A 24845-nucleotide genomic window follows, 5' to 3' on the forward strand; every position below is an offset into this window, starting at 1 on the left:
ATTCTGGAAAGAATGCCACGTATGAAATATGCGCGGATGATCCGTATCAGATATGAACCGGCTTCTGATCAAACCCGGTGGTCAGGCGCACTGCCGTGCCATCAGACAGGAAAAACCGTTCCCAAAGGATATATGTATCGACAATCCGCAGCGGTGCGCCCTCCCGGCGGGAGTTTTCAAAGGTCAGGTGATCGGTCTGATCCTCGTGCCAGCCAAGGTCATGCAGGCTTTTTTCTGCTGATGCGATTTCCGGGGTCGCAAAGCACCACAGCGAGGTGCCAAGCAGCGGCGTGCTGTCACGTTGCCACTCGTTTTCACGCGGGCGCGACAAACAAAGAAGACGGTGTGATCTGTCTTCGATCAGGTGGACACGCTGTGATGAATGCAAAACCAGCCGTTTGATCGCCTGATCAAGGCGGAAATTGCGTTTGCGCGTCATCATTTGATGGATCAGGTCGTATTGCAGCGGGGCCGGACTTTGCGCGCCGCTTTCCCAGCGCGAAACGGTTGCCTGTGTTACGCCCAGAATATCGGCCAGACGCGATTGTTTGATGTCGCTTGCGCGCCGCCACTGGCGCAAAAGGCGACCAAATTCCTTGTCTGGTGAACTATTGGATAGGCGTTTCATGACGATCAACCGGTAGTGCAGGTAGTCAAATCTATCACAGAATGCGCTGCCGGGCAGCTTTGCTGCAATCAGGCGATAAAACGCCCGATATCAATCTGGCAGCGGCCATATTTGCGACTGTCGCACAGATAAAAATCTTCAAGTGCGATTTCCGGATCGCGCGGATCGCGTTCGGCAACAATCAAGGTGTTATCATCAATCCACCCGGCCTGGGCCAGGGCCGTGATGCTGGGATCGATCAGGTCTTTGCCATAGGGCGGATCCAAAAACACCATGCTGGCGGGAGTGCTTGCGCGTGGTGGCTTGGTGGCATCCGCGCGCCGTGCGCTTGCCTGGTCGGCAATGCGAAGGGTGTCGATATTTTGTTCGATGATTGCAATCGCCTTGCGGTCATTGTCAAAGAACACTGCGCGTTCCGCCCCGCGTGAAATGGCTTCAAGGCCAAGCGCACCCGATCCGGCAAAGGCATCAAGGATCACGCCATCATAAAGCGGATTAAAGTCATCCTCATACCAGCGCGATGCGTGTGACAGGATGCTAAACAGGGCTTCGCGCACCCGATCAAGGGTCGGGCGCGTATCGCGTCCTTCCGGTGCGTTCAGAAGCCTGCCACGATGGGTGCCACCGACAATCCGCATTCAGCTTAGTCCTTCTTGCCGCGCGGACGGTTACCGGACGGCTTGCGACCGGGCGCACTATGTGTGGTATCGCCGGAACGACCAGCAGGTTTTCCCGATGGTTTGCCATTTGGCTTTCCACGACCGCGTCCTTCGATGAAGCCCGGCTTGCCTTCGCGGCCACCAGTGCCCCGTCCGCCATCACGACCGCCGTCGCGACCGCCATCACGTCCACCGGAAGCTTTGCCTTCGGCACTGTAACGGCCACGGCCCTTGTTGGTCGGGCGTGATGATCCGCGTTCTTCGCGCATATCGCGTTCCTGGCGATCCCCGCCAGAAGCCGGTTTGCCACGGCCACCGGCACGCGGGGCAGCCCCGATGCGCGGGCCTTTCCGTGCAGCATCACCAGATGGGCGTTCGCGGGTTTCACGCTGTTCGTCGGCCTCGGCATTCTGGGCGGCGGTGTTCGGACCGCCTTGCGGGCGTTTGCGCTGTGCCGGTTGGCCAAAGACAGTGCGCGGGGCCTTCGGGCGCGACGTGCCGCCACGGGCAACCGATTTCTTTTCGGAAACCTTGGAATAGTCGCCCTTAAAGAACGCAGCGAGCTGTTCTTTCATGACCTTGCCGGTGATTTCTTCGCACTCGCCAGGGGCCAGATTGCCCAACTGGAACGGGCCATAGGAAACACGCATCAGGCGCGTCACCGGCCAGCCAAGATGTTCCATCACACGGCGAATTTCACGGTTCTTGCCTTCGCGAAGCGTTACGGTCATCCAGGCATTGGTGCCTTTCTGAACGTCAACCTCAGCCTGGATGGAGCCATAATTGATCCCGTCGACCGTGACGCCGTCTTCAAGCTGCTTGAGCTTGGCCGGGTCAATTTGCCCATGCACGCGCACGCGATAACGCCGCGCCCAGCCGGTGGCAGGCAGTTCAAGATAGCGGGCAAGCTCGCCATCGTTGGTCAGCAACAGCAAACCTTCGGAGTTGAGATCAAGCCGACCGACCGAAATCACGCGTGGGACGTAACTTGGCAGATGCTCAAACACCGTGTCGCGGCCCTGCTCATCGCGGTGGCTGGTGACCAGACCGCGCTTTTTAAACAGGCGCCAAAGACGCGGCTTTTCCTTTTCGGGAAGCGGCTTGCCATCGACGATGATTTCATCTTCGTCGGTGACGGTGACGGCCGGGGTATCAAGCTTCTTGCCATTCAGACGCACAAGCCCTTCGGCAATCATGCGTTCGGCATCACGTCGCGAACAAACACCTGAGCGCGCAATGCGCTTGGCAATGCGTTCGGGCTTGTTGTCATCCGGGGTGGTGTTCTTGTCGCTCATTTGCGGGCCTCGGAAATCAGGGCGTCGAAAATCTTCGCATCGCCCGAACTGATATGGAATTCGGGATGCCACTGGACCCCGAGACAATAACGATATTTCGGATGCTCAATCCCCTCGATCACGCCGTCTGGCGCATAGGAATTGATGATCACATCCGGGCCAACACCCGCCACCGCCTGATGGTGAGCGGAATTGACCGAAAGGTTTTTCACATCGCCAACGATCTTCGCCAGAAACGTATCGGGTTCGACCGTGACATCATGGCCGGGCTCGTTGCGCGGGTTCGGCTGTTCGTGGGCCAAGCAGTTTTCAACCGCATCCGGGATATGCTGGATCAGCGATCCGCCCAGAATAACGTTCAAAAGCTGCTGACCACCGCAAATGCCCAGAACCGGCATGTCGCGCTTAAGCGCGCCTTCGGCCATCGCCCATTCAAATTTGGTGCGCCGATCCTTGGTGACAACCGTGTCGTGTTTTTCCGTCGCACCAAACAGGCTCGGATCCACGTCAAACGCGCCACCGGTCACGACCAACCCGTCAATCAGATCAAGCAGATCGGGCACCAGTTCCACCTCGTGGGGCAAAGGCATCGGAATGCCGCCTGCCTCGGTCACCGCACCGGCATAGTTTTCACGCAGCGCATACCACGGGAATTTGGAATAGCCCCCCGGTTCTTCGGAATCGAGTGTGATACCAATGATCGGCTTGCGCGTGGTCATGATCGAAATAGCCTTGATGCTGGTGACAGGTTCGCGAATAAAGTCACGCGGAAACTACCTGTGTAACCCTTTAAGGGCAACGGCAATTCACGCGGATGGTCCATGCGTTTCTGCGGGCCGTCGTCAGTAAAGCTTCACCGGCAACCCGCCAGATGATCGCTTGACCCATTATCTGCTTGGTAGCACTGTGAACATACAGGCCCTAAAATGAAGTAAAAACAAGATCAGCCCTGATAATCGACCTGATTTGTCAGATGGCACAAGCGGGATGGAAAGATCATGAGTGCAGACAGCTACATGGATATGGCACTTGAAGAAGCCCGCGCTGCTGCGCGTCGGGGCGAAGTGCCCGTCGGTGCCGTTCTGGTCGACGCTGATAGCGGCGAGGTTTTGGCACGCGCCGGCAACCTGACCGAGGAAATGAACGATCCAACGGCACACGCCGAAATCCTCGTCATCCGGGCCGCTGCCGGGGCCAAGGGCGAACCAAGACTTCCCAATTGCGATCTGTATGTCACGCTTGAGCCTTGCCCGATGTGCGCAACCGCCATTTCATTTGCCCGTCTGCGCCGGGTTTATTTCGGGGCTTATGATCCGAAGGGTGGTGGCGTTGATCACGGTCCGCGCGTGTTCGAAAGCACAAGCTGCCATCACCGCCCGGAAGTCTATGGCGGCATTGGTGAGGTCGAGGCGGCCAAGCTTTTGAAGGACTTCTTTGGCAGCTTGCGCTAGGGATTTGATTGTTCGGTTGGCCAGCGTCGGAACTTAGTTTTCCGGCACTTCACGGAACATCACCATCCCACCGTGATACAGGACATCATTTTCGAAATAGCCATCGGCGGTAAAACCGGTGTCATCCTGATAGGTGATGTAGTTCCCCGAAACCTGATAGTCGCCCTGATAGGCTGACTTTCGTTCGCCACGGGCCTCGTCATAGCGGCCATCGGCACGCAGTTCCTGGCGGATATGACCATCTTTGGTCACCCACATGCCGACATACGGGTGCGGGGCGATTTCAGCGCTTTTGTTCATACCGGCCTCCTGTTGGGGCCATGCTGGTGATGCGAACACCACCAGCACGGAAAGAAAATACAAGGATTGCAGAATGATTTTCATCAGAACGCCGATGCTGTCGGACGGACGATGACTTCGTTGATGTCGACATCTGCTGGCTGATCAAGAGCATAAAGAACCGCCCGCGCAATGGCATCCGGGCTGAGGGCGATCTGGCGGAACTGGGTCAGGAGCTCCTTACTGTTTGGATCGGAAATATCATGGCCCAGTTCGGTCTCGACCACGCCCGGTGAAATGGTGGTGACACGGACATTGGTGCTTTCCTGACGCAGGCCTTCGGAAATCGCCCAGACCGCGTATTTGGTTGCGCAGTAAACCGCGCCACTTGGCACAACCACATGTGCACCGATTGATGCAGTGTTGATGACATGGCCGCCACCTTGTTCCTGAAACAGCGGCAGGACAGCAGCAATGCCGTTCAGAACACCGCGAATATTGACGTTGATCATGTTGTCCCATTCGTCGGTTTTCAGTGCCGACATCGGGGCAAGCGGCATCACGCCAGCATTGTTGAAAATCGCATCCACACGGCCATAAAGGTTCTTTGCGTTGTAAACCAGTGCCTCGACGCTATCGGCATTGGTGACATCCACCGAACGGGCCATGGCACGACCGCCGGCAGCTTCGATTTCGGTGGCAATCTCATCAAGGCGTTCTGTGCGGCGTGCGCCAAGAACCACATTCGCCCCGCGGGATGCAAGAAGGCGGGCGGTGGCTTCGCCAATGCCGCTGCTGGCGCCTGTGATGATAACGGTCTTGTTTTCGACATGGTTGATCGGGTTCGACATGACATGCTCCTTGGGTTGGTGTGTCGGTGTTTGTTCGTGGCGCTTACTCTGTCGATAAATCCCCGATTGTTGAATACACAGAACTCGAATTGGATTGCCTAATCCTCCAAATCGAAGATTGAGTGCTTTGTCCGTGTGAAGGCGGGTGTATAGTGGGCCTATGGAAAACAAAGGGTTTTACGATGGATAGCTATCAGAAGCTGTGTCGTCTGATTGACAAATACTGCGAGGCGGATGGTGCGGTGCGCACGGCTGTTGAGCCGGTCTGGATGTTTCGATCAACCGGCCCGACCCTTAAGGTGCCAACGATCTACAAGCCTTGCCTGTGTCTGATTATCTCAGGCGCAAAGGAAGTCACGCTGGGGGATGAGCTTTATCGCTATGAGCCCGGTCAACTGCTGGCCGCATCGGTCGATTTGCCACTTGTTGGCCATGTAACGCTGGCGGCCGAGGATGCGCCGTATCGCAGCCTGTCACTTGATCTGGATGCGAAGATTCTGGGCGAACTTGTTGCCAATATGGATATCAAGATGGGCGCAGACGGTGAAAGTACACGCGGGCTTTTTGTAGAAAAGACAACCGAAAGCCTGACGGATGCTGTCTTGCGGGTGGTTGAGTTGCTTGATCGTCCCGATGATGTGCCGGTGATGTTGCCGCTTTTGATGCGCGAAGTGCATTACCGCTTGTTATGTACTGCCAAGGGCGCGGCGATTGCGGGGCTTGCCATCGGCGGCAGCAACATGCAGCGGATCTCGGCGGCCCTTCAACTAATCAAGGATAATTTCGACAAGCCGCTTAAGGTGGAAGACCTGGCAAACCGCGCCAATATGAGCCCGTCGTCCTTCCATCACCACTTCAAGCAGGTGACAGCCATGAGCCCGCTTCAGTACCAAAAGCGGCTCCGCCTGACCACGGCGCGCCAGATCATGCTGGCCGAAATGAAGGATGCCGCATCGGCGGCCTACGCGGTCGGATATGAAAGCGCGTCACAGTTCAGTCGCGAATATGCCCGCATGTTTGGCGCACCGCCAATGCGTGACATTTCAGCCATTTTGGGACATTCAACAAGCCTTGGCGCACAGGTTTAAGCGCCGCGCCAGAGACAAAAGGCGCAAAGCACATCAAGCTGCTTCTCGCCAGAGCCCATACGGTTCTGGTGGTTACTTGTATTTCCCAGACTGATAAGAGAAGTCGTTGGTTGGCAGTCCAAGTTCGAGCATTTTGGCTTCAAAGTCCTTGGCAATGTCAGCCATGGTCACAGTGCTCAGCGATGCAATAAAAGTATCGGACGCGGCCTGAAGGGCCTTGGCCGTCGCCGAATTGGCTGCTTGTTCCATCAAACAGCTAGACGTATCATCACCGCATCCTAATGCGAACAGTCTTGGTGCGCCAAGTGCCTCGTAAACATCGGCAAGCGTGATCTCCGATAAAGGTTTTGCCAGAAACCACCCGCCGCCATGTCCTTTCATGGAGGTGACAAGACCCTGTTCGCGCAAACCTGACATCGTGCGGCGAACAACTGCCGCATTGGTGTTGAGCATGCCAGCCAATTGATCCGAGGTTGCTGGATTTGTCATCTCGTTCAGGTGCAGGAGCGCATGCAATACGCGGGGAAGGCGGTTGTCCTGGCGCATTTGGGGCTCCGGTTTGCGGTCAACTGCTGCGAGTGGGTATTCATCCTTCTATTACACGTAACACTAAAAGATACATGAAAATTGACAGGTAAAGCGAATCATGTAACTTGAGTTGATACGTGATTCGCTTTTGTGGATCTCCCCCGCGCCACCCTTTTGGAAGGTTGAGTTGATGAAAATGGAAAAAGATGAACCAGCGATGGCCCCTGTCGAATTTTGGGAAGACCGCTATGAGGCGGCCTCGGCTGAAACAAGTGGTCGCCCTACCACCGTTTTAGAGAAGTTTGTGAAGGATCGCCCTGTTGGGCATGCGCTGGAACTTGGCTGCGGGAAAGGGGATGACGCTGTTTGGCTTGCCAAGCAGGGATGGTTTGTTACTGCTCTCGATATTTCCCAGGCAGCAATCGACATTGCGCGTAAAAATGCCGAGCGCAACAACGTCGCCGAAAAGATCAATTTCAAGGTCTGTGATCTGACAAAGGATTTCCCAGAGGGGGATTATGATCTGGTTACGGCCCAGTTTCTTGAGTCACCCTTTGAGTTTCCCCGCGAGAGGATATTGAACCACGCAGCAAGGCACGTTTGTGCGGCGGGCATGTTATTGGTCACCACGCATGGTTCGGTGCCACCATGGTCGGAGACACAATGGGAAACGGATTTCCCGACACCGGAAGAAGCTTTGGTCGCACTGAACCTTGATCTAACAGATTGGACGCGGATCTTTGTTGAGAATTTCTCGCGCATCGGCCAGAAACCCGGCAGCAAGCCGGGGAAACTGATCGATACGGTGATTGCACTGGAACGAAACCGGTAACCTTTCAGCGCCCAAAAGACGGGTCAGTGCAAATGACATTGCCCTGTCTTTCTTTTGGTCGCGTTTGATTGCCGAGTTAACCTTGCTGCTGGTTACCAACGGCCGGCAGGTGCTGGAACATCCAGGTTTCACTGAGCGGTTCATCACCGCGTTTCAGATACATGCGCAGGTCAACCGGGTCTGTGCCCGCCGCCTTAAGGTCAAAGGCCGCGCGCCAGATGCGGGTATCCATGATCGGTTCGATCTTGGTGCGCACAATCTCCCCGCGCGAGGATGTCACAACCACTTCGGGGAATTCGCCATATGCAAGCGTTCCCAGAACCTCACCCTCGAACTCGACGGAAAACTTGATCTCGTCCTTGGGTCGGTTGGTGCCGGGCTCCCCGCCACGGCCCATGCGGGTTGCGGTTGCGTGTGCCAGTTCCTTGACCGGGAACGGGTTATGGGCCTGCCAATACAGGCGGTATTTGAATTGATAAGAATTGCCCGCCTTGGCTTCGCCATTCGGGACCCAGAAGGCGGCAATGTTATCGTGGATTTCATCGTCGGTCGGGATTTCGATCAACTGAACCGCACCGTCATGCCAGTCGCCTTGCGGTTCGACCCACAGGCTGGGGCGGCGGTGATAACGCACACCATCAAGATAGTTTTTCACATCGCGATCGCGCTGCATCAGGCCAAAACCACGCGGATTATTGTCACCAAACGCCGATGCGCGGATGGTTTCCGGGTTGTTCAGCTGTCGCCAGATGCGTTCCCCGCCGCCAGTCCAAAGCTCCAGCCCGTCGCTGTCATGCACTTCCGGACGCCAGTCAAAGCGGAACGACTTGTTCTGTTCGGAATACCAGAACATGCTGGTCAGCGGTGCGATGCCAAGCCGTTCTATGTCTTTGCGCAAAAACAGATGCTTTTCGACATCCGTCGTCACCCCTTCGCCGCGATAAAGCAGGAATTTATAAGCACCCGTGATGCTGGGCCCATCCAGCAGGGCATAGACCGTCACCGGGTCTTCGGGGTTTTTGGCCGGTTTGATAAAAAATTGACGGAAATCGGGGAATTCTTCGGGAACCGAGGTCGCCGTATTGACCGCAATGCCGCGCGCCGACAGGCCATATTGGCCTTCATCGCCAATCGCGCGGAAGTACGATGCGCCAAGAAACGCTGCCCAGTCCTGGGTTTTCCAGTCATCGCGCGCCTGATTTTCATGCAGGCGGAAACCGGCAAAGCCGCTATTGGCGGGCAGTTGGCGGGCAATGCTGTCTTCGGGCATGTCAAAGTAATCGGGCTTATAGATCACTTCGCGTGCCTGCCCGTTTTCCAGAAGATACATATGCACCGGTTTGGCGAAATACATACCCAGATGGAAGAAGGTCAGCGGATAGGTGCCCGACCCATCGGAAAACGGCGAATGGTCGCGTTTGTAGTGCAGCTTGCCATGGGTGTCGTAATCGATCTTGCCGACAATTTCCGGGTTTGGCGCAACGGGTGCTTCATATGCCGATGCGGCCATGGATTTGGCGCGTGCAATCAGATCGGCAAAATCAAACGGCTGTGCCGAACCCAGATCAAGGCCGTCGACATCTGCCAAAGCATGCTGATAGATCGACATTCCCGGCAGGATAAGACCGGCTGCCGCGATGGATTTCAAAAAGCGTCTGCGTTCAACAGAAGTCGTCATGTTCATCACATTCCTGTGGTTTGAGGTGTCGGGAAAGCATACCCGGCAGTGTGGAGGTAATCGGGATGAAACATGGCAAATTCAAGGTCGTATCAATTGCTTTTTATGCATGGAGGCGCAGCGTTAATGCCACTGGTGGTCTGCCAATTTCCTTGACCGTGTTTTTGGTTTAATCTAACCGTGACGTGTCGGTATCCGAATATCGGATAAAGGGAATTCGAGATGGGCCGAATATGGGCTCATTAACCGAAGCTGCCCCCGCAACTGTAGGCGGCGAGCATTTTTCTGACCAATGCCACTGGGATCAACCCGGGAAGGCCAGGGAAAATGCGTTGACCCGTAAGCCAGGAGACCTGCCGACACGAAGACGACGGACCGGGCGGGGTGCCCCGGAGAATGTCGGTACGTGTCTTGGCCCAACAGTTTAGCCCAGGTTTTCTAAGCTTTAAGGCCGACATCTTCCGCCATCTCCTGACACTTTTGCCAGTCCATTGACAGCAGTAAAAGTGATGTTATGTTATAACATAACATTTGACGGTGCGTTGAAACTGGATCATCCAAAACGGTCCCGGATCAGCGCATCAGCAAGAGGGAACTAAAAGTGATCAATCACGATAAACGTGTACTGGCGGTCGGGGTGTTTGCCGCTGGTCTTATTTCATCTGTTTCACTTGCCTCGCCGACCGAATATCCGCTCAGTATCGAGAACTGCGGCACTGTGTTGCAATTTGACGCGGCCCCCGATCGCGTGGTGTCGCTGGGCCAAAGCACGACCGAAATTCTTTATTCGCTGGGCCTGGCCGATAAGGTCAAGGGTACGGGTGTCTGGTTCGGTCCGGTGATGGATGAATTCAAGGACGTCAACGCATCTGTGCCGCGTCTGGCCGACAATGATCCGGGTTTCGAGACCGTTGTCGCGCAAAAGCCGCAACTGGTTGCCACCCAGTATCAGTGGCATGTCGGGCCCAAGGGCACCGTTGGCACCACCGAACAGTTCAACGAACTGTCCATTCCGGTCTACACCGCACCCGCTGATTGTGTGGGCAAGGACAATGCCGGTGGCGGTGACGGGGTGCGTCACGAAGGCTTCACTATGGATCTGATTTATCGCGAGATTTCCGATCTTGCGCAAATCTTTGATGTCGAAGATCGCGGCGACGCACTGATTGCCAGCTTGAAGGAACGTCAGGAAAGCTCATTGGCGCGTGTGACGGCAAGCGGCCATGACAACGTATCCGCTGTCTTCTGGTTTTCCAGTCCCGAAATCAACAGTGATCCCTATGTGGCCGGCAAAAACGGTGCAGCGGGCTATATCGCCGGTAAACTTGGTGTTCGCAACATCATCGACAGCAATGAAGAATGGCCAACAGTTGGCTGGGAAACCATCGCGCGCGCCAATCCTGATATCATTGTGATTGGCAAAATGGGCCGTCGGCGTTTTCCGGCCGATGACTGGCAGGTCAAGATGGACTTCCTGAAAACCGATCCGGTCGCAAGTCAGATGAAGGCGGTGCGCAATGGCAATATCGTGGTGATGGACGCCCAGTCGATGGATCCGACCATCCGCCTGATCAATGGTATTGAAACACTTGCCGAAGCCGTCGAAAGACTGAGCGCTTCGAACTGACCTGCACTGCCAAAGGCGCATGATATGCCCGGAGAATTCAATGTTTGAAACAACGCCAGTGCAGCAGCCGGTTCAGCCACCTCGGCAATCGCTGGCGGGTCGGGCATATCTTGCGCGGGCTGGTGTCAGTCTTGGTGCTTTGGTTTTGCTTGTTGGCGTCATCGCAATGGCCGCGGCCAAGGGGGAAACACACATTCCCCTTGGTACCGTCTTTCAGACCATTGCCAATCATCTTTGGCAGGCGGGCTATGACGTTGATCCGATTGATGCCGGGATCATCTGGAATTACCGGATATCGCGCGCCATGGTGGCGGCGGCCTGCGGGGCGTCCCTTGCGCTGTCCGGCGCAGTGTTGCAGGCACTTTTGCGCAATAGCCTTGCTGATCCTTATTTGCTGGGGATTTCGGCCGGGGCATCGACCGGTGCAGTCAGCGTTGCCATTCTGGGGTTTGGCGCGGGCATGGTTTCCCTGTCACTTGGCGCCTTTGTCGGCGCGCTGGTGGCATTCGGGTTTGTTGCCCTTTTGGCCATTCCGGCCGGGCGCGGGGCCGGTGCGATCATTCTTGCCGGGGTAGCCGGATCACAACTGTTTAACGCGTTAACGTCCTTCATCGTGACCAAGGCCGCCACGGCGGACGAGGCACGCGGGGTAATGTTCTGGCTGCTTGGTAATCTAAGTGGCGTGCGATGGCCTGATGTCTATCTTGCGCTGCCGGTTGCCGTTATCGGCTTGCTGGTTTGCCTTTGGTATTCCCGTGCGCTTGATGCCTTTACCTTTGGTGTGGAGTCGGCAGCATCCCTTGGTGTGCCGGTGCGCCGGGTTTATGTGGTGTTGATTGCCATTGCTGCCTCGATGACCGCAGTGATGGTCAGTATCGTCGGGTCCATCGGCTTTGTCGGGTTGGTCATTCCCCATGCCGCGCGGTTCTTTGTTGGAACACGGCACGGATTTCTGTTGCCGGCATCGGCCCTGATCGGGGCGGTGTTTCTTGTGGCGGCCGATATTGTATCGCGCATCATCCTTGATGGTCAGGTCCTGCCCATCGGGGTTATCACGGCGCTGATCGGTGCACCGGCCTTTGCGATCATCCTGTGTCATGGGCGGGTGTTGCGATGAGCCTTGAATTACGCAATGTCGGCTGGAATGCCGGATTTAAAAAGATCATCAGCGACGTGTCGCTTCACGTGACACGGGGCGAGTTCCTGGGTGTGATTGGGCCAAACGGATCAGGCAAAACCAGCATGATGTCGGTTCTGGGCGGCATTCGTGCGCCGTCGACCGGGCAGGCATTGCTGGGGGACCAACCGATGAAGAAAATCGGTCGGCGCAACCTTGCCCGTCATATCGGCTTTGTCGAACAACAGGCCGATACCATCGACCGCATTACCGTGCGCGATGCCGTCGCCCTTGGCAGAACGCCTTATCTCAGTTTGCTGACACCATGGTCAGGGCACGACGACGCCATCGTGTGCGAAGCCCTTGCCAGTGTTGAAATGGGGCCGTTTGCGGACCGGATGTGGCATACGCTTTCGGGGGGTGAAAAGCAGCGCGTTCACATCGCCCGTGCCTTGGCGCAGCAGCCTGACTTCCTGTTGCTTGATGAACCGACCAACCATCTTGATATCCATCATCAACTGGGCCTGCTGGAACTGGTGCGTGCGCTGCCTGTCACCGTGGTGGCAGCACTCCATGACCTGAACCATGCGGCGATGTTTTGTGACCGGATTGCGATGATGGATGGCGGCAAGCTGATTGCGCTTGGCACGCCCGAACAGATTTTGACATCGCAAAACCTGCGTGATGTTTTCGGGGTTGCCGCCGATATCGAGATTGATGATCAGGGCCGCTGCCATATCCGTTATCACGTCGGAAACCAGAAATCTTCGGCCATTAAAAAAGACCGGGTTGCGTAACCCGGTCTTTTGATTTCGGTAGCTTGGTCTGCTTGCGGCTTAGCCCTGTTCGCGGGCAACCGCGCGCCAGCCGATATCGCGGCGGCAAAAACCACCATCCCAATCAATTGCATCAACCGCCTCATAGGCACGTTTCTGGGTTTCGGTCACCGTCGCACCGCGCGCGGTCACACCAAGGACGCGGCCACCGGTCGCAACCAGTTTGTCACCATCCATCTTGGTGCCGGCATGCAGGACCTTGACCTTGTCCATGGCGTCCGCCGCCGGAACGTTTTTGATCTCGGTCCCTTTTTCGTAGGATCCCGGATACCCCTTCGCCGCCATAACAACGACCATCGCGGTTTCATCGTGCCATTCCGGTTTGACGTTATCGAGCGTGCCGGTGGCTGCCCCGTCCAGGATATCAAGCACGTCTGATTTCAAACGTGTCATCAGGACCTGACATTCCGGATCACCAAACCGAATGTTGTATTCGATCAGTTTCGGATTGCCCGCATCATCAATCATCAAGCCAGCAAACAAAACACCCTTGAACGGGTGGCCTTCGTTGGCCATGCCCTTGACGGTCGGGATGATGATCTGATCCATGACCTTGGCTTCGACCGCATCGGTAAAGACCGGGGCCGGGGAATAAGCCCCCATGCCGCCCGTGTTCGGGCCGGTGTCGCCTTCGCCAACCGCCTTGTGATCCTGGGCTGCAACCAGCGGAATGACGTTTTCGCCATCACACACGGCAAAAAATGAGGCTTCCTCACCTTTGAGGAATTCCTCGATCACGATTTCCGCACCGGCATCGCCAAACTTGCCGCCGACCATGCATTCTTCAATCGCGGCAAAGGCTTCTTCATTTGTCATACAAATGGTCACACCCTTGCCCGCGGCCAGACCATCGGTCTTAACCACAATCGGTGCGCCCTGTTTTTCGACAAACGCCTTGGCGTCCTTGGGATCGGTAAAACGGCCATAGGCGGCGGTCGGGACACCGAACTTTGCCACCATGTCCTTCATGAAGCCCTTGGAACCTTCAAGCTGGGCGGCTGCCTTGGAACAGCCGAATGATTTGATGCCTTGGGCATCCAGCGCATCAACAAGGCCCGCCACCAGCGGGGCTTCGGGGCCGACAACGACCAGATCAACCGCGTTGTCCTTGGCAAATTTTACCAGACCATCAATGTCGCCATCGGAAATCGCAACGCATTCGGCCGAATCCGCGATACCGGCATTGCCCGGTGCACACCACAGTTTGGAAACGCGCGGGCTGCGCGCAATTGCCCAGCACAATGCGTGTTCACGTCCGCCGCCGCCAACGACCAGAACCTTCATGACTTTATCCTTCGACTTGTCCGATTGCTTGATGGTCCATGCGCGATGAACTAGGCTAGACCCAATTGCCACCCCGCAAAATTATTAGGCGGGCTTTTAGCATAAAGTACCCTTGATGACGCAAGATTTGTTCGACCCTTACGCCCCGGTTCCCGAAACGCCTGTAAAATCGGGGAATGCGCCCGAATTTTCGGTTTCCGACCTGTCAAACGCGCTGAAGCGGACCGTGGAGGATGCGTTTTCGTTCGTGCGGGTGCGCGGCGAAATTTCCGGGTTCAAGCGCGCCAGCAGCGGGCATATGTACCTTGCGCTGAAAGACGACAAGGCGGTGATTGATGGCGTGTGCTGGCGCGGGCAGGCGGCCAAGCTTGGCCTTGTCCCCGAAGACGGCATGGAAGTCATCGTTACGGGGCGTCTGACGACATTCCCGGGCCGATCAAAATACCAGATCGTGATCGAGACGATGGAGGTCGCGGGCGAAGGCGCCCTTTTAAAGCTTCTGGAAGAACGCAAAAAGAAACTCGCCGCCGAAGGGCTTTTTGATCCCGAACGCAAAAAGCCGATCCCGTTCCTGCCCGATGTCATTGGCATTGTCACATCACCCACGGGTGCCGTGATCCGCGATATCATGCATCGCCTGCGTGATCGTTTCCCGCGCCGGGTTTTGTTGTGGCCAGTACTCGTGCAGGGGCAGGGGGCGGCTGATCAGGTGGCCGAAGCCGTGCGCGGTTTTAACGATCTTTTGCCCTATGGCCAGATCCCGCGCCCGGATGTGCTGATTGTGGCGCGCGGTGGTGGATCGCTTGAAGATCTTTGGTCGTTTAACGAGGAAGTCGTCGCCCGCGCGGTGGCCGAGTCTGATATTCCGGTAATTTCGGCCGTCGGCCATGAAACCGATACCACCCTGATCGATTTTGTTTCGGACCTGCGTGCACCGACGCCCACCGGGGCGGCGGAAAAGGCTGTGCCGGTCCGCGTCGAACTGATTGGTCAGGTCGAGGAAGATGGCCTGCGTCTGGCGCAAGCCGTGCGGCGTTTGGGCGTTGAAAAGAAAACGGCGCTTGAAAGTCTGGCCCGTGGTTTGGGCGATCCCAAACGCATGCTTGAGGAACGCAGCCAGACCCTTGATAACTGGACTGATCGTTTGCCGCGCGCAGCCGTCAATGTCACGCAACAAGCCCGCGCACGATTGAACGAGGCCAGTGCCCGATTGGTCAGCCCGCGTGAACAGCTTTCGGAAAAGCGCGGGCGTCTGGAAAATGCGGCATTGCGTTTGGATGGCGCGATGAAATCCGCCCTTCAGATGCAGCAATCGCGCCTTGATCGTGCGGTGGCTGGCCTTCGGCCCAGTGACGCCAAACGCGACATTGCCCGTGCCGACAAACAGATCATTGATCTTGGCACGCGTTTGCAGGGGGCGGTTCGCAATACGCTGACCCGCGAGGCAGAGGGACTTGCCCGCTATGACAGGCTTTTGGAAAGTTATTCCTATCGCAATGTGCTGAAACGCGGGTTCGCGGTGGTGCGCGACGGGGACGGCAACCTTGTTGGTAAATCGTCCGATCTTGTCACAGGTCAGACCTATGATCTTGAGATGGGCGATGGCATTACCCCGGTGACGGCGGGCGAAGGGGTGGCGACCTCAAAGCCTGTGCCGGGCAGGGATGATAGCGCTACCATAGCAGATCAAAATGCAGCCGTATCTACGCCCGAAAAAACCGCCAAACCCAAACCGGCGAAGAAGAAAAATCCAAGTCCCAAAGACGATGACAGACAAGGGAGCCTACTGTAATGCGTATGACCATTTCTGGCATGCTGGCCGCAGCGGGCCTTTTGGCGGTTAGTCTTTCTGCACAGGCGGCCGAGCCGATCTATCAGGGGCGGTTTGTTCAGGGCGGGATTGTGTTCGGGCAAACCGATGCCGGATCGGAAGTGCTGCTGGATGACGAGGCGATTGATACCATTGCGCCCGATGGCCGGTTTGTTTTGGGGTTCCCGCGTGATTACGAAGGCCCGGCACGGGTCAGCATCCGGCATGCCGATGGCAGTGTCGAGGCGTTCAGTTACGAGATCGGTGATCGCGAATTTAATGTTCAGCGCATAGACGGACTGGCACCCAAAATGGTGACGCCCGATCCGGAAGTTATCAGCCGCATTCAGGATGATTCACGCCAGGCCCGCGAAGCACGCACCGAACGGTTTACCGAGAATTTCCTGGAAAACGGCTTTATCTGGCCAGCCGTTGGCCCGATAAGCGGTGTTTATGGATCGCAACGCATTCTGAATGGCGAACCGCGCGCACCGCATTGGGGTGTTGATATTGCCCTTCCGACCGGAAGCCCGGTTGTGGCGCCGGCGGATGGCATTGTGACGCTGGCCCATCCCGATATGTATTTTTCCGGTGCGACACTGTTTATCGATCATGGGCTTGGCGTGGTGTCGGCGTTTTTGCATCTGTCTGAAATTGATGTGCAAGTCGGCGACGTCGTCAAACAGGGCGATTTGATCGGCAAAATCGGTGAATCAGGTCGTGCGACCGGGCCGCATCTGGATTGGCGGGTCAATGTCGGTGCGGCACGGGTTGATGCACAGTTGCTGGTGCCACCAATGGAAGAAGCACAAAAGACCGCAAACGCCGGTCAGTAACGGGAAACATAAGCCATGAAAACCCACGGGGCCGTTGCCGCAGGACATGACGTTACCGCAGATGCGGCGGCCCGTGTGCTTGACGAGGGTGGCAATGCCTTTGACGCGGTGATTGCCGCGATGTGGGCGGCCTGTGTGGCAGAGCCGGTCCTAGCATCGCTTGGTGGCGGCGGGTTTGTCATGGCGCGCCCTTCCGGGCAAACGCCACGGCTGTATGATTTCTTCGTTGAAACCCCGCTTGAAAAACGATCGCGTGAAAACCTTGAGTTTGAAAGCCGCCTTGCGACCTTTGCCGGTGGCGTAACCCAGGAATTCCATGGTGGCTATGGTTCCGTGGCAACACCTGGTGTGGTGGCGGGGCTCTTTGCCGTCCATGACGATCTTGCCAAACTGCCGATGGCAAAACTGGCTGAACCGGCGATCCGTGCGGCGCGCGATGGCGTCGAACTTGATGCCTTTCAACGCTATGTCATGGGGATTGTCGAGCCGCTTTTGGGCTTTTGTGCCGAAAGCCGGAAGGTGTTTGGCAAGGTTGGCAAAACCGGTGCCGATGAGTTCGAACTGCTTGATGCCGGTGTGCTTCATCGGCAACCCGATATGGCAGACAGCATCCACTATCTGGTCGAGAACGGGGCAGAGGGATTTTATCAAGGTGACCTTGGTGCCGCCCTTGTGCGCGGATGTGCCGAACACGGTGGCTATCTGACGGCACAGGATCTGGCGGGCTATCGGGTGCTTCTGCGTGATCCGTTGCTGGTGTCCGGACGCAAGGGGCGGTTTGTCCTGAACCCGCCACCGGCATCGGGTGGGGTTCTGGTTGGTTTTGGTCTTAAGCTTGCGCGGGAAATGGCGTTGGGGGCCTTTGGCTCGGAACGTCATCTTGAGGCGGTGTCGCGGATTATTCATGCCACCGGTCTGGCGCGCGGGGAATATGGTGCACGCCCGGCAATCCTGGCGGATGAGCTTTGCGAACGTTATCGTCTGATGATTGGTGAACGCCCGCTTAGTCAGAATGGCACTACCCATATTTCGGTGGTTGATCAGCATGGTAATCTTGCCGCGGCGACGATTTCAAACGGCTCAACATCGGGGCGGGTTGTTCCCGGCACCGGGATCATGATGAACAACATGCTGGGGGAAGCCGATCTGTCGCCGGATGGTTTCCATAACTGGCCGTGTGGTGTTCGTATGACATCGATGATGACCCCGTCGCTTTATCTTGGGCAGGACGGGGCGTCGGTTGCGCTGGGCTCTGGCGGTTCAAACCGGATCCGTTCGACCATGCTTCAGGTGTTGCTTAATATCGATGCGTTTGACATGACCCTGCACGGCGCGATTTCAGCACCCCGCATGCATGTCGAAGATGAACTGTTATCGGTCGAGCCCGGATTTGATGACGCCTTGCTTGATGGGCTCAGCCTTGGCAATCAACAGCGCTGGGATTGCGAGGACATGTTCTTTGGCGGGGTGCATGCCGCCAAGGTCAATCAAGCGGGCGATATGCTTTCGGCGACCGGGGATGGGCGACGCAATGGTCATCAGATCATCGTTTGATTTATCTGAAACGCTGAATAACGGCGAAAATCAGTGAAAAGATCGCGATCAGAATGATGGCAACCGTTGCGATCAGAAGCGCCTGTTTGGTGCGCAGTTCATAGGCCTGCTTGCGTTCGACAAAGACAATCACATCACGGCGCAACTGGTCCATTTCCGGTGCAACATCAAGACTGTTGAGGTAAAGCCTTGCTCCTGCGCGTGCCAGAAGATCATTGGTTTTGTTCATCTCGCGGGTGAAAAGGGCAAACCGTTCTTCGGTGTCGGCCAGATCATCAAGAAGGTTTTTATCATCCTTCCCGGACGAGGCGATTGTGATGGTTGTTCGCGTCAGATCGCGCGCATCTTCTTCGATACATTGCGACAACGACTTTCGGGGTTGATCAGAGGTGCATTCGACTTGCCGACTGCCGAATTCCTCAAGGGCACGCTTCAGATGTTCCTTGAGCTGCTGATCAAGCTCGGAAATCCGCAAGCGGATATCGCGTGCTGTTTCACGAATGGTCGTGTCGTCCTGATCAAGCGCCATTGTCGGCCAGACGACAAAGATCGAGCCGGCCAGAATAAGACAGAAAATGATCAGCAAGCGGCGCAAAAAGGCGGGCTCCGAAGACGCGTTCGACAGCGGACGAAATGCCAGTCTGCGCCAACAGGGTTCCTATTCGGTTAATGCCTGATCAAAACGCCAGTCGGATTTACTTCGGCCAGCGGCGATGCAGCCAAAGCCATTGTTCGGGACGTTCGCGGATCCAGTGTTCCATGGTGGCATTCACATTGGTCATGATTGCCAGAGTATCGGCGCGGCGGTCACCGGTTTTGGTGACTTCAAGTGGCGGATAGAACGTGACGCGGAAATGCGCACCATTCAGGCGTTCTGAACGAACGGGAATGATTGGTGCATCGTATTTAAGGGCAAACTGTGCCAGTGCCGGGGCTGTCATCGCATCCCGGCCAAAAAACGGCACGGCGATACCATCGGTCATCTTTTGATCGACCAGCATGCAGGCATGACCGCCATCTTTTAGATAGCGCGTGAGCTTGCGTGCACCTTCCGGGCCTTTTTTGACCAGTTTCCCCTTAAAGGTTTTGCGGGCCCGCATGAACAGGCCTTCTACCCACGGATTATCCGGCGCGCGATAGACACTCATCATGTCCATATCAAGCACCTCGGCGATACACATGGTCGCTTCCCAGTTGCCGATGTGACCGGAAAAGAACAGGCCGGGCTTGTCGTCGGTCTTGGTGGCAAGGCCATTTTCAATGCCAACGATTTCAATGCGGGGTCCACCCGGGCGCATCTTATGCAGATGGGGAATTTCGGCAGCCGAACGACCAAGATTGTCCCACATGCCAACAATGATCTGCTCGATCTCTTCGGGGGATTTTTCCGGGAACGCCGCAACCAGATTGTTGCGTGCCTTTTTCGTCTGACCGACTTTGGGGCCCAAGGTGCGCATAAGCCAACCGCCAACCGCCGATGCCATGTCCACGGGCATCAGCGCAAACATCCAGTAGACCAGATACGCCCCGAAACCCTGAAGCGGGTGGGAGATGTATTTCTGGCGCATTTTGTAAAGTTGGCTGTTCTTATCCATCGGCAAGTACTGATGTCACAATCTTTGCGAGCTGATCTGGTGCCTCGAACACCAGACGAATGTCGAGACTGCTTATGCCGTCCCGGTCCGTTAATGGCAAGCGCATCAGATCCTTTTGGGTCGTGACAAGTCTGGCATCAAGCCGTGCCGCATCGGCACGCAGATCGCCAAGCTCTTGCGCCGTAAAGGGGTGGTGATCTGAAAAATCACGTGTCTGGATGATTTGCGCGCCAGCCTTTCGGAGGCTGTCATAAAATTTCGATGGTTGGCCAATGCCGGCAAAGGCGAGAACGCGGGATTTATTGAAATCACCCGCGTTGATCGCCTCGATCGATGCGCGCAAAACCGGAACGGAAGCCGGAAGGCGCGTGATGAAGTCGGGTGTCTTGTCGCCGATCAGAATGATGGCACGCACTTTTTCGAGCCCGCTGATCAGCGGTTCGCGCATGGGTCCTGCGGGCATGACGCGGCCATTGCCAATGCCATAGTTGCTGTCGATCACAGCGAAACTGCAATCCTTGATCAGGGTTGGATTTTGCAATCCGTCATCAAGAATGATCGCATTGGCACCGGCATCAACTGCCATTTCGGCGCCAAGGGCACGGTTGCGTGAAATCCACGCCGGGCCATGCTGGGCGAGCAAAAGTGGTTCGTCGCCGACTTTGTCGGCCGTATCAACGCCCGGATTGACGCGGTGCGGACCTTCAAGGGATCCGCCATAGCCGCGACTGACGAAATGCGGCGTGCGGCCAAGGTTCGTCAGAAGATTGTAAAGTGCGACCGCAGTCGGGGTTTTGCCCGCACCCCCGACGGTGAAGTTGCCGACGCAGAAAACCGGGCAGCCGGGATGGCGCGGTGTGGTTGTCAGTTTGCGAAAGCAGGTGCCCGCCCGCCAGGCTGCGGACAGCGGGCTTAAAAGTTTGGGAATGACCCCGTCATGCTGCCAGAATTCCGGATCACGCATCACGGGCCTCCTTGATGCCCTTTTGCGCTAACAAGGGGCGCAGGGCATCAAGTGTTCGATCCAGTACTTCGGCCTTGGAGTTTGCGTAATCAAGTGCGGCTTTGGCGATTTTCCCTGTGGAGTCAGGATCGCGAAGCAGGGCGGCAACCTGTCTTGCAAGATCATCGGCATCGGTCACCGGGCGGCAGGCACCGTTTGCCAGCATTTCGGCGCTGATGGCGGCAAAGTTGCTCATATCCGGGCCGTGCAAAATGGCGCAGTTCAACCGTGCCGGTTCCAGCGGGTTCTGACCGCCACCCGCAGACAGGGTTTTGCCCATAAAGACGATTGGCGCGATGCGGTAAAACAGGCCAAGTTCACCCATGGTATCGGCAAGATAGACATCCGTACCCGGTGTGATGTCGTGACCAAGGCTTCGGCGCGATACCTGCAGGCCCTGTGCGACCAGATCGGCCTCAATATCATCGGCGCGATCCGGATGACGCGGCACGATGACGGTCAGCACACCACTATGATCGCGGGCGAGTTTTTTGTGAACGTCACCGGCAATATGTTCCTCGCCCTTAAACGTGCTTGAGGCGAGCCAGACCGGACGATGACCAATCTGTTCCTGAAGCTTTGCCAGATCAGCCTCATCGGCGGGCAAAGCCGGGGCAGCAAATTTAAGGTTGCCAACAGCTCGCACCGATGTCGCGCCGAGGCTTTCAAAACGCGTGGTTTCGTCCGTGCTTTGGGTCAGGATCAGATCAAACGCGGAAATAACCGGCCGGATAAAGGACGGATAGCGTGAGTAACCCTTAAAGCTTTTTTCCGAAATGCGCCCATTGAGCAATGCAAGGCTTACACCGGCTTTCTTGGCCTTGGTCAGAAGGTTGGGCCAGAAGTCGCTTTCAAGCCAAAGCGCGACATCAGGTTTCCAGTGATGCAGGAAACGCGCGACACAAACCTGACGGTCGATCGGGACAAACTGGTGAATGACGCCCTTGGGCAGGCGGGCATGCATCATGGTCGCCGATGTGACCGTGCCGGTTGTCACCAAAATGGATGCCGATGGATAAAGCCGACGGATTTCATCAATCACCGGCAAGACTGAGAGGGATTCCCCCACACTGGCCCCGTGGATCCACACCAGATGTCCTTTGGGACGGGCCGCACCCGGATGGCCAAAGCGTTCACCGATCCGGCCTGCGTCTTCCTTGCCGCGGTTTTTGCGACGGTTCAGATAAAGGTTTAGCGCCGGACCAAGCAGGCGGGTTGCCGCGCGATAGGCGTAAAACAGGCTCATGACCCGGTTTCCCCCGCCGCGATGGCAGATCGCTTTTGCTTGGGCAGTTCATCGGGGGCCGCGGGCGGGATCACCGCAAGACCAAGTTCACGATCGGTTTCCTGGGTGAGCCTGGTCAGGGCGTTTTCAAGCTCAATCCGTTTGGCTTCCATGCCTTCGTCATCAAGCTTGCGGTCGACAAAAATCGGATCGCCCCAGTGAAAAACACCGCGTGAAAAGGGCAGTGGCAAAATGAAACGATCCCAGCTTTGAATGACCTTGCGGTTGGAGGCCGAATAGGTCAGCGGGAAAATCGGAACTCCGGCCATGCGGGCGGCCTGAATGATCCCGTCGGATGCCCGCATGCGTGGCCCGCGCGGCCCATCTGGCGTCATGCCGACAACTTCGCCGGCTTTCAGTGCCTTGAGAATCTGGCGCAGGGCCGCGGCACCGCCTTTGCCCTTGCCGGTCGATCCGGCGATGGTTTTGATATCAAAGCGCGCAATCGTCCGAGAAATGATTTCCCCGTCACGATGTGATGAAATCAGCATGTTGAACGGGCGGTCACCACCGACAGATCGCCAAGTATAGGGCATCATCAAAAGACGTTGATGCCAGAAGGCAACGATGAACGGTTTGCCTTCTGTCAGGTAGTGGGCCGGATGGTCACCACCTTTGGTGCGCCAGCGCCCTGTGGCACGCATCAGGCGCACATAAAACGCCGCCAGCCAGCACAGTGTGCTGCGCATTGTATCGCTTTTTATGATCCGTTTATGCCACTGCACGCCCGATATTCCCGAAGTTGTCCGGATCAGTTTCCGTTTTCTTCCGAGAATTGCAAGTTATAGAGGTGCGCATAAGCCCCTCCCAGTGCTAGCAATTCTTCGTGTTTGCCCTGTTCGGTCACGCGACCATTGCTAACCACGCAAATCTTGTCGGCATCGATGATGGTCGACAGACGGTGCGCAATTACAAGGGTCGTCCGGCCTTTCATCAGTTCGGCCAAAGCCCCCTGAATGTGGCGTTCGGATTCCGTATCAAGCGCAGAGGTTGCTTCGTCCAGCAACAGGATCGGCGCATTTTTCAGCATGGCGCGCGCAATCGCAATACGCTGGCGTTGGCCACCCGACAGCTTCACACCATGTTCGCCGACAATCGTGTCATAGCCATGTTGAAGCTGTCCGATAAAGTCGTGGGCGGCGGCCTGACGTGCGGCTTGTTCGATCTCGGCATCCGATGCGCCTGCGCGACCATAGGCGATGTTGGCCCGTACTGTGTCGTCAAACAGGGTGATTTCCTGACTGACAAGCGCGGTTGCCTTGCGCAGGCTTTCAAGCGTCACATTGCGGATATCCTGACCATCAATGGTAATCGCACCGTGATCAATGTCATAGAAACGCGGGATCAGGTTGAGGATGGTCGATTTACCCGCACCCGACGGGCCGACAAGGGCCACGGTTTCGCCCGCCTTGATATCAAGATCAATCTCGCGGAGTGCTGTGATTTCAGGGGTATAGGCAAAGGCAACGTTTTTGAAGTTGATGTTGCCACCCGAAACTGCGAGCTCCTTGGCATCCGGTGCGTCCTTGATTTCAGGTTCGATATCAAGAACCGTGAAGACGCGCTGGGATGCAGCAAGGCCTTGCTGCAAGGTGATGTTAATATTGGCCAGACGTTTGACCGGCTCATAGGCCAGAAGCAAGGCGGTGATAAAGGCAAAGAAGCTTCCGGGGTCACTTGCCCCGTCGATCACGCGGTTGCCGCCATAAATGATGATCGCGGTAATAGCCGCACCACCAAGTGTTTCCATGATGGGGGAGGAACGCGCACTAACCGTCGATGCCTTGAAGCTCAGTTTGAAGACGGTTTCGACCAGCTTGCCCATGCGTGAACATTCATAGGGCTCCATGCCATATGCCTTCACGTGGCGAATGCCCTGGAAGGTTTGTTCAAGCAAGGTGGCGAATTCGCCAATCTGTTGCTGGGTGTTGGCAGACACCTTGCGCATGCGCTTGCCCAGTCGCGCAATCGGATAGATCGCAGCGGGAAATACGGTAAAGGCGATGATTGCAAGCAACCAGTCCTTGTAGAACATCACGCCGACAAGGACGGTTGCGGTCAGAAGGTCTTTGCCAAAACCGGTCAGCGAGTTTGAAACTGCTGCGCGCATCGCGGTGATGTCGTTGGTAAAGCGCGTGATCAGCTTGCCGGTATTCGTGCTATGGAAAAAGCCGATATCAAGGCGAATGACGTGCTCATACAGGCTATTTTGCAGATCGGCCAGAATACGCCCGCCGACATAGCTCATCAAAACCGTCTGCCCATAGTTGGCAAAGCCTTTGAGGGCAAAGGATCCAAGAACTGCCGCCCCGACGGGCACCAGCATGTTTTCCTTCTTGTTGATGAACACATCATTGATGATCGGATCCATCAAAAGCGCATAAAGTCCGGTCGCCCCGGCCATCAGAGCCATGCAGAGAAGCGCAAGCAGTATTTTGCCAAGATAGGGGGCAACCGCATCTCGCACGATACGCTTGACCAGCGGCCAGGTACCCCAGTGTTCTGCAGTATGATCCAACGAATTCTTTGGCAATGATTTGATCCCGGCCTTCTTCGCCATTTCCAGATTGTATCGAATTGATACTATCGTTATGGATACGGCATCATAA

24 protein-coding genes and 1 riboswitch are annotated in these 24845 nt (G+C 56.4%); of the genes, 9 read left to right on the forward strand and 15 right to left on the reverse strand.

All coding sequences use genetic code 11. The features are described 5' to 3' along the window. Positions 1-46: 46 nt before the first annotated feature. The 4 genes from IT893_RS03080 to IT893_RS03095 all read right to left on the reverse strand — a co-directional run bounded on the left by IT893_RS03080 (position 47) and on the right by IT893_RS03095 (position 3301). Complete coding sequence (locus IT893_RS03080) at positions 47-628, reverse strand: helix-turn-helix domain-containing protein (protein ID WP_197146784.1); 582 nt, start codon at positions 626-628, stop codon at positions 47-49. Between the two features lie 68 nt (positions 629-696). After that, positions 697-1266 (reverse strand): 16S rRNA (guanine(966)-N(2))-methyltransferase RsmD, encoded by a 570-nt coding sequence (rsmD, locus tag IT893_RS03085; protein WP_120225543.1) that lies wholly within the window; start codon positions 1264-1266, stop codon positions 697-699. Between the two features lie 5 nt (positions 1267-1271). After that, on the reverse strand, positions 1272-2582 hold the full coding sequence (locus tag IT893_RS20285; RefSeq protein WP_197146785.1) for a pseudouridine synthase: 1311 nt from the start codon (positions 2580-2582) through the stop codon (positions 1272-1274). Beyond that, positions 2579-3301, reverse strand: coding sequence for a gamma-glutamyl-gamma-aminobutyrate hydrolase family protein (locus tag IT893_RS03095; RefSeq protein WP_197146786.1), 723 nt, complete (start codon positions 3299-3301; stop codon positions 2579-2581). The genes IT893_RS20285 and IT893_RS03095 overlap by 4 nt, the downstream gene beginning before the upstream one ends. Positions 3302-3580: 279 nt before the next feature. Here IT893_RS03095 and IT893_RS03100 point away from each other — a divergent pair, with 279 nt between their 5' ends. Continuing rightward, positions 3581-4033, forward strand: a complete 453-nt coding sequence (locus IT893_RS03100; protein ID WP_044826992.1) for a nucleoside deaminase — start codon at positions 3581-3583, stop codon at positions 4031-4033. A gap of 33 nt (positions 4034-4066) precedes the next feature. On the opposite strand, the gene IT893_RS03105 is transcribed toward IT893_RS03100, so the two are convergent. Continuing rightward, positions 4067-4333: an Atu4866 domain-containing protein gene (locus tag IT893_RS03105; protein WP_252724065.1), complete on the reverse strand. Its 267-nt coding sequence runs from the start codon at positions 4331-4333 to the stop codon at positions 4067-4069. 83 nt (positions 4334-4416) lie between these two features. After that, on the reverse strand, positions 4417-5151 hold the full coding sequence (locus IT893_RS03110) for an SDR family oxidoreductase (protein ID WP_349676402.1): 735 nt from the start codon (positions 5149-5151) through the stop codon (positions 4417-4419). Positions 5152-5345: 194 nt separating this feature from the next. Between IT893_RS03110 and IT893_RS03115 the strand changes: the two genes are divergently transcribed. Then, a complete protein-coding gene (locus IT893_RS03115) occupies positions 5346-6251 on the forward strand; it encodes an AraC family transcriptional regulator (RefSeq protein WP_197146789.1) in 906 nt (301 codons plus the stop codon). Positions 6252-6323: 72 nt separating this feature from the next. On the opposite strand, the gene IT893_RS03120 is transcribed toward IT893_RS03115, so the two are convergent. Further along, a complete protein-coding gene (locus IT893_RS03120) occupies positions 6324-6797 on the reverse strand; it encodes an Rrf2 family transcriptional regulator (protein WP_008891515.1) in 474 nt (157 codons plus the stop codon). A gap of 172 nt (positions 6798-6969) precedes the next feature. On the opposite strand from IT893_RS03120, the gene IT893_RS03125 reads away from it, so the two are divergent. After that, positions 6970-7611 carry a bifunctional 2-polyprenyl-6-hydroxyphenol methylase/3-demethylubiquinol 3-O-methyltransferase UbiG gene (locus IT893_RS03125; protein ID WP_197146790.1) on the forward strand — a complete coding sequence of 214 codons (642 nt, stop codon included), beginning with the start codon at positions 6970-6972 and terminating at the stop codon, positions 7609-7611. 76 nt (positions 7612-7687) lie between these two features. Here IT893_RS03125 and IT893_RS03130 read toward each other — a convergent pair whose 3' ends face one another. Beyond that, positions 7688-9289, reverse strand: coding sequence for a glucan biosynthesis protein (locus IT893_RS03130; protein WP_252724066.1), 1602 nt, complete (start codon positions 9287-9289; stop codon positions 7688-7690). 172 nt (positions 9290-9461) lie between these two features. Then, positions 9462-9665, forward strand: a riboswitch (cobalamin riboswitch). Positions 9666-9890: 225 nt separating this feature from the next. Here IT893_RS03130 and IT893_RS03135 point away from each other — a divergent pair. From IT893_RS03135 to IT893_RS03145, 3 genes are read left to right on the forward strand one after another with little or no spacing between them, the layout of a single operon-like run. After that, positions 9891-10916, forward strand: a complete 1026-nt coding sequence (locus tag IT893_RS03135; protein ID WP_197146792.1) for an ABC transporter substrate-binding protein — start codon at positions 9891-9893, stop codon at positions 10914-10916. Positions 10917-10956: 40 nt separating this feature from the next. Next, on the forward strand, positions 10957-12033 hold the full coding sequence (locus IT893_RS03140) for an iron ABC transporter permease (RefSeq protein WP_083997174.1): 1077 nt from the start codon (positions 10957-10959) through the stop codon (positions 12031-12033). After that, positions 12030-12830 (forward strand): ABC transporter ATP-binding protein, encoded by an 801-nt coding sequence (locus IT893_RS03145; RefSeq protein WP_197146793.1) that lies wholly within the window; start codon positions 12030-12032, stop codon positions 12828-12830. Before IT893_RS03140 ends, IT893_RS03145 begins: the two co-directional genes overlap by 4 nt. Positions 12831-12869: 39 nt before the next feature. Here IT893_RS03145 and purD read toward each other — a convergent pair whose 3' ends face one another. Then, positions 12870-14153: a phosphoribosylamine--glycine ligase gene (purD, locus tag IT893_RS03150; protein WP_197146794.1), complete on the reverse strand. Its 1284-nt coding sequence runs from the start codon at positions 14151-14153 to the stop codon at positions 12870-12872. Positions 14154-14268: 115 nt separating this feature from the next. On the opposite strand from purD, the gene xseA reads away from it, so the two are divergent. From xseA to IT893_RS03165, 3 genes are read left to right on the forward strand one after another with little or no spacing between them, the layout of a single operon-like run. Then, on the forward strand, positions 14269-15945 hold the full coding sequence (gene xseA / locus IT893_RS03155) for an exodeoxyribonuclease VII large subunit (RefSeq protein ID WP_197146795.1): 1677 nt from the start codon (positions 14269-14271) through the stop codon (positions 15943-15945). Continuing rightward, the gene (locus tag IT893_RS03160; protein WP_197146796.1) at positions 15945-16799 is read left to right on the forward strand and encodes a M23 family metallopeptidase; all 855 of its coding nucleotides are present in this window, start codon (positions 15945-15947) and stop codon (positions 16797-16799) included. The genes xseA and IT893_RS03160 overlap by 1 nt, the downstream gene beginning before the upstream one ends. A 15-nt stretch (positions 16800-16814) precedes the next feature. Continuing rightward, complete coding sequence (locus IT893_RS03165) at positions 16815-18353, forward strand: gamma-glutamyltransferase family protein (RefSeq protein ID WP_197146797.1); 1539 nt, start codon at positions 16815-16817, stop codon at positions 18351-18353. Between the two features lies 1 nt (position 18354). Here IT893_RS03165 and IT893_RS03170 read toward each other — a convergent pair whose 3' ends face one another. The 6 genes from IT893_RS03170 to IT893_RS03195 form a co-directional block, all read right to left on the reverse strand. Beyond that, a complete protein-coding gene (locus IT893_RS03170; protein WP_197146798.1) occupies positions 18355-18948 on the reverse strand; it encodes a hypothetical protein in 594 nt (197 codons plus the stop codon). A 100-nt stretch (positions 18949-19048) separates the two neighbouring features. After that, entirely contained in the window at positions 19049-19948 is a 900-nt protein-coding gene (locus IT893_RS03175) for a lauroyl acyltransferase (RefSeq protein ID WP_197146799.1), read from the reverse strand. Then, positions 19941-20912 (reverse strand): tetraacyldisaccharide 4'-kinase, encoded by a 972-nt coding sequence (gene lpxK, locus IT893_RS03180; protein WP_197146800.1) that lies wholly within the window; start codon positions 20910-20912, stop codon positions 19941-19943. The genes IT893_RS03175 and lpxK overlap by 8 nt, the downstream gene beginning before the upstream one ends. Next, the gene (locus tag IT893_RS03185) at positions 20905-22197 is read right to left on the reverse strand and encodes a 3-deoxy-D-manno-octulosonic acid transferase (protein WP_197146801.1); all 1293 of its coding nucleotides are present in this window, start codon (positions 22195-22197) and stop codon (positions 20905-20907) included. Before IT893_RS03185 ends, lpxK begins: the two co-directional genes overlap by 8 nt. Then, a complete protein-coding gene (locus tag IT893_RS03190; protein ID WP_064782158.1) occupies positions 22194-22925 on the reverse strand; it encodes a lysophospholipid acyltransferase family protein in 732 nt (243 codons plus the stop codon). Before IT893_RS03190 ends, IT893_RS03185 begins: the two co-directional genes overlap by 4 nt. A 62-nt stretch (positions 22926-22987) precedes the next feature. After that, entirely contained in the window at positions 22988-24796 is a 1809-nt protein-coding gene (locus IT893_RS03195) for an ABC transporter ATP-binding protein (RefSeq protein ID WP_197146802.1), read from the reverse strand. Positions 24797-24845: the final 49 nt, after the last annotated feature.

The sequence above is a fragment of the Thalassospira sp. A40-3 genome, assembly GCF_015871485.1.
GTDB classification, from domain to species: Bacteria; Pseudomonadota; Alphaproteobacteria; order Rhodospirillales; family Thalassospiraceae; genus Thalassospira; species Thalassospira tepidiphila.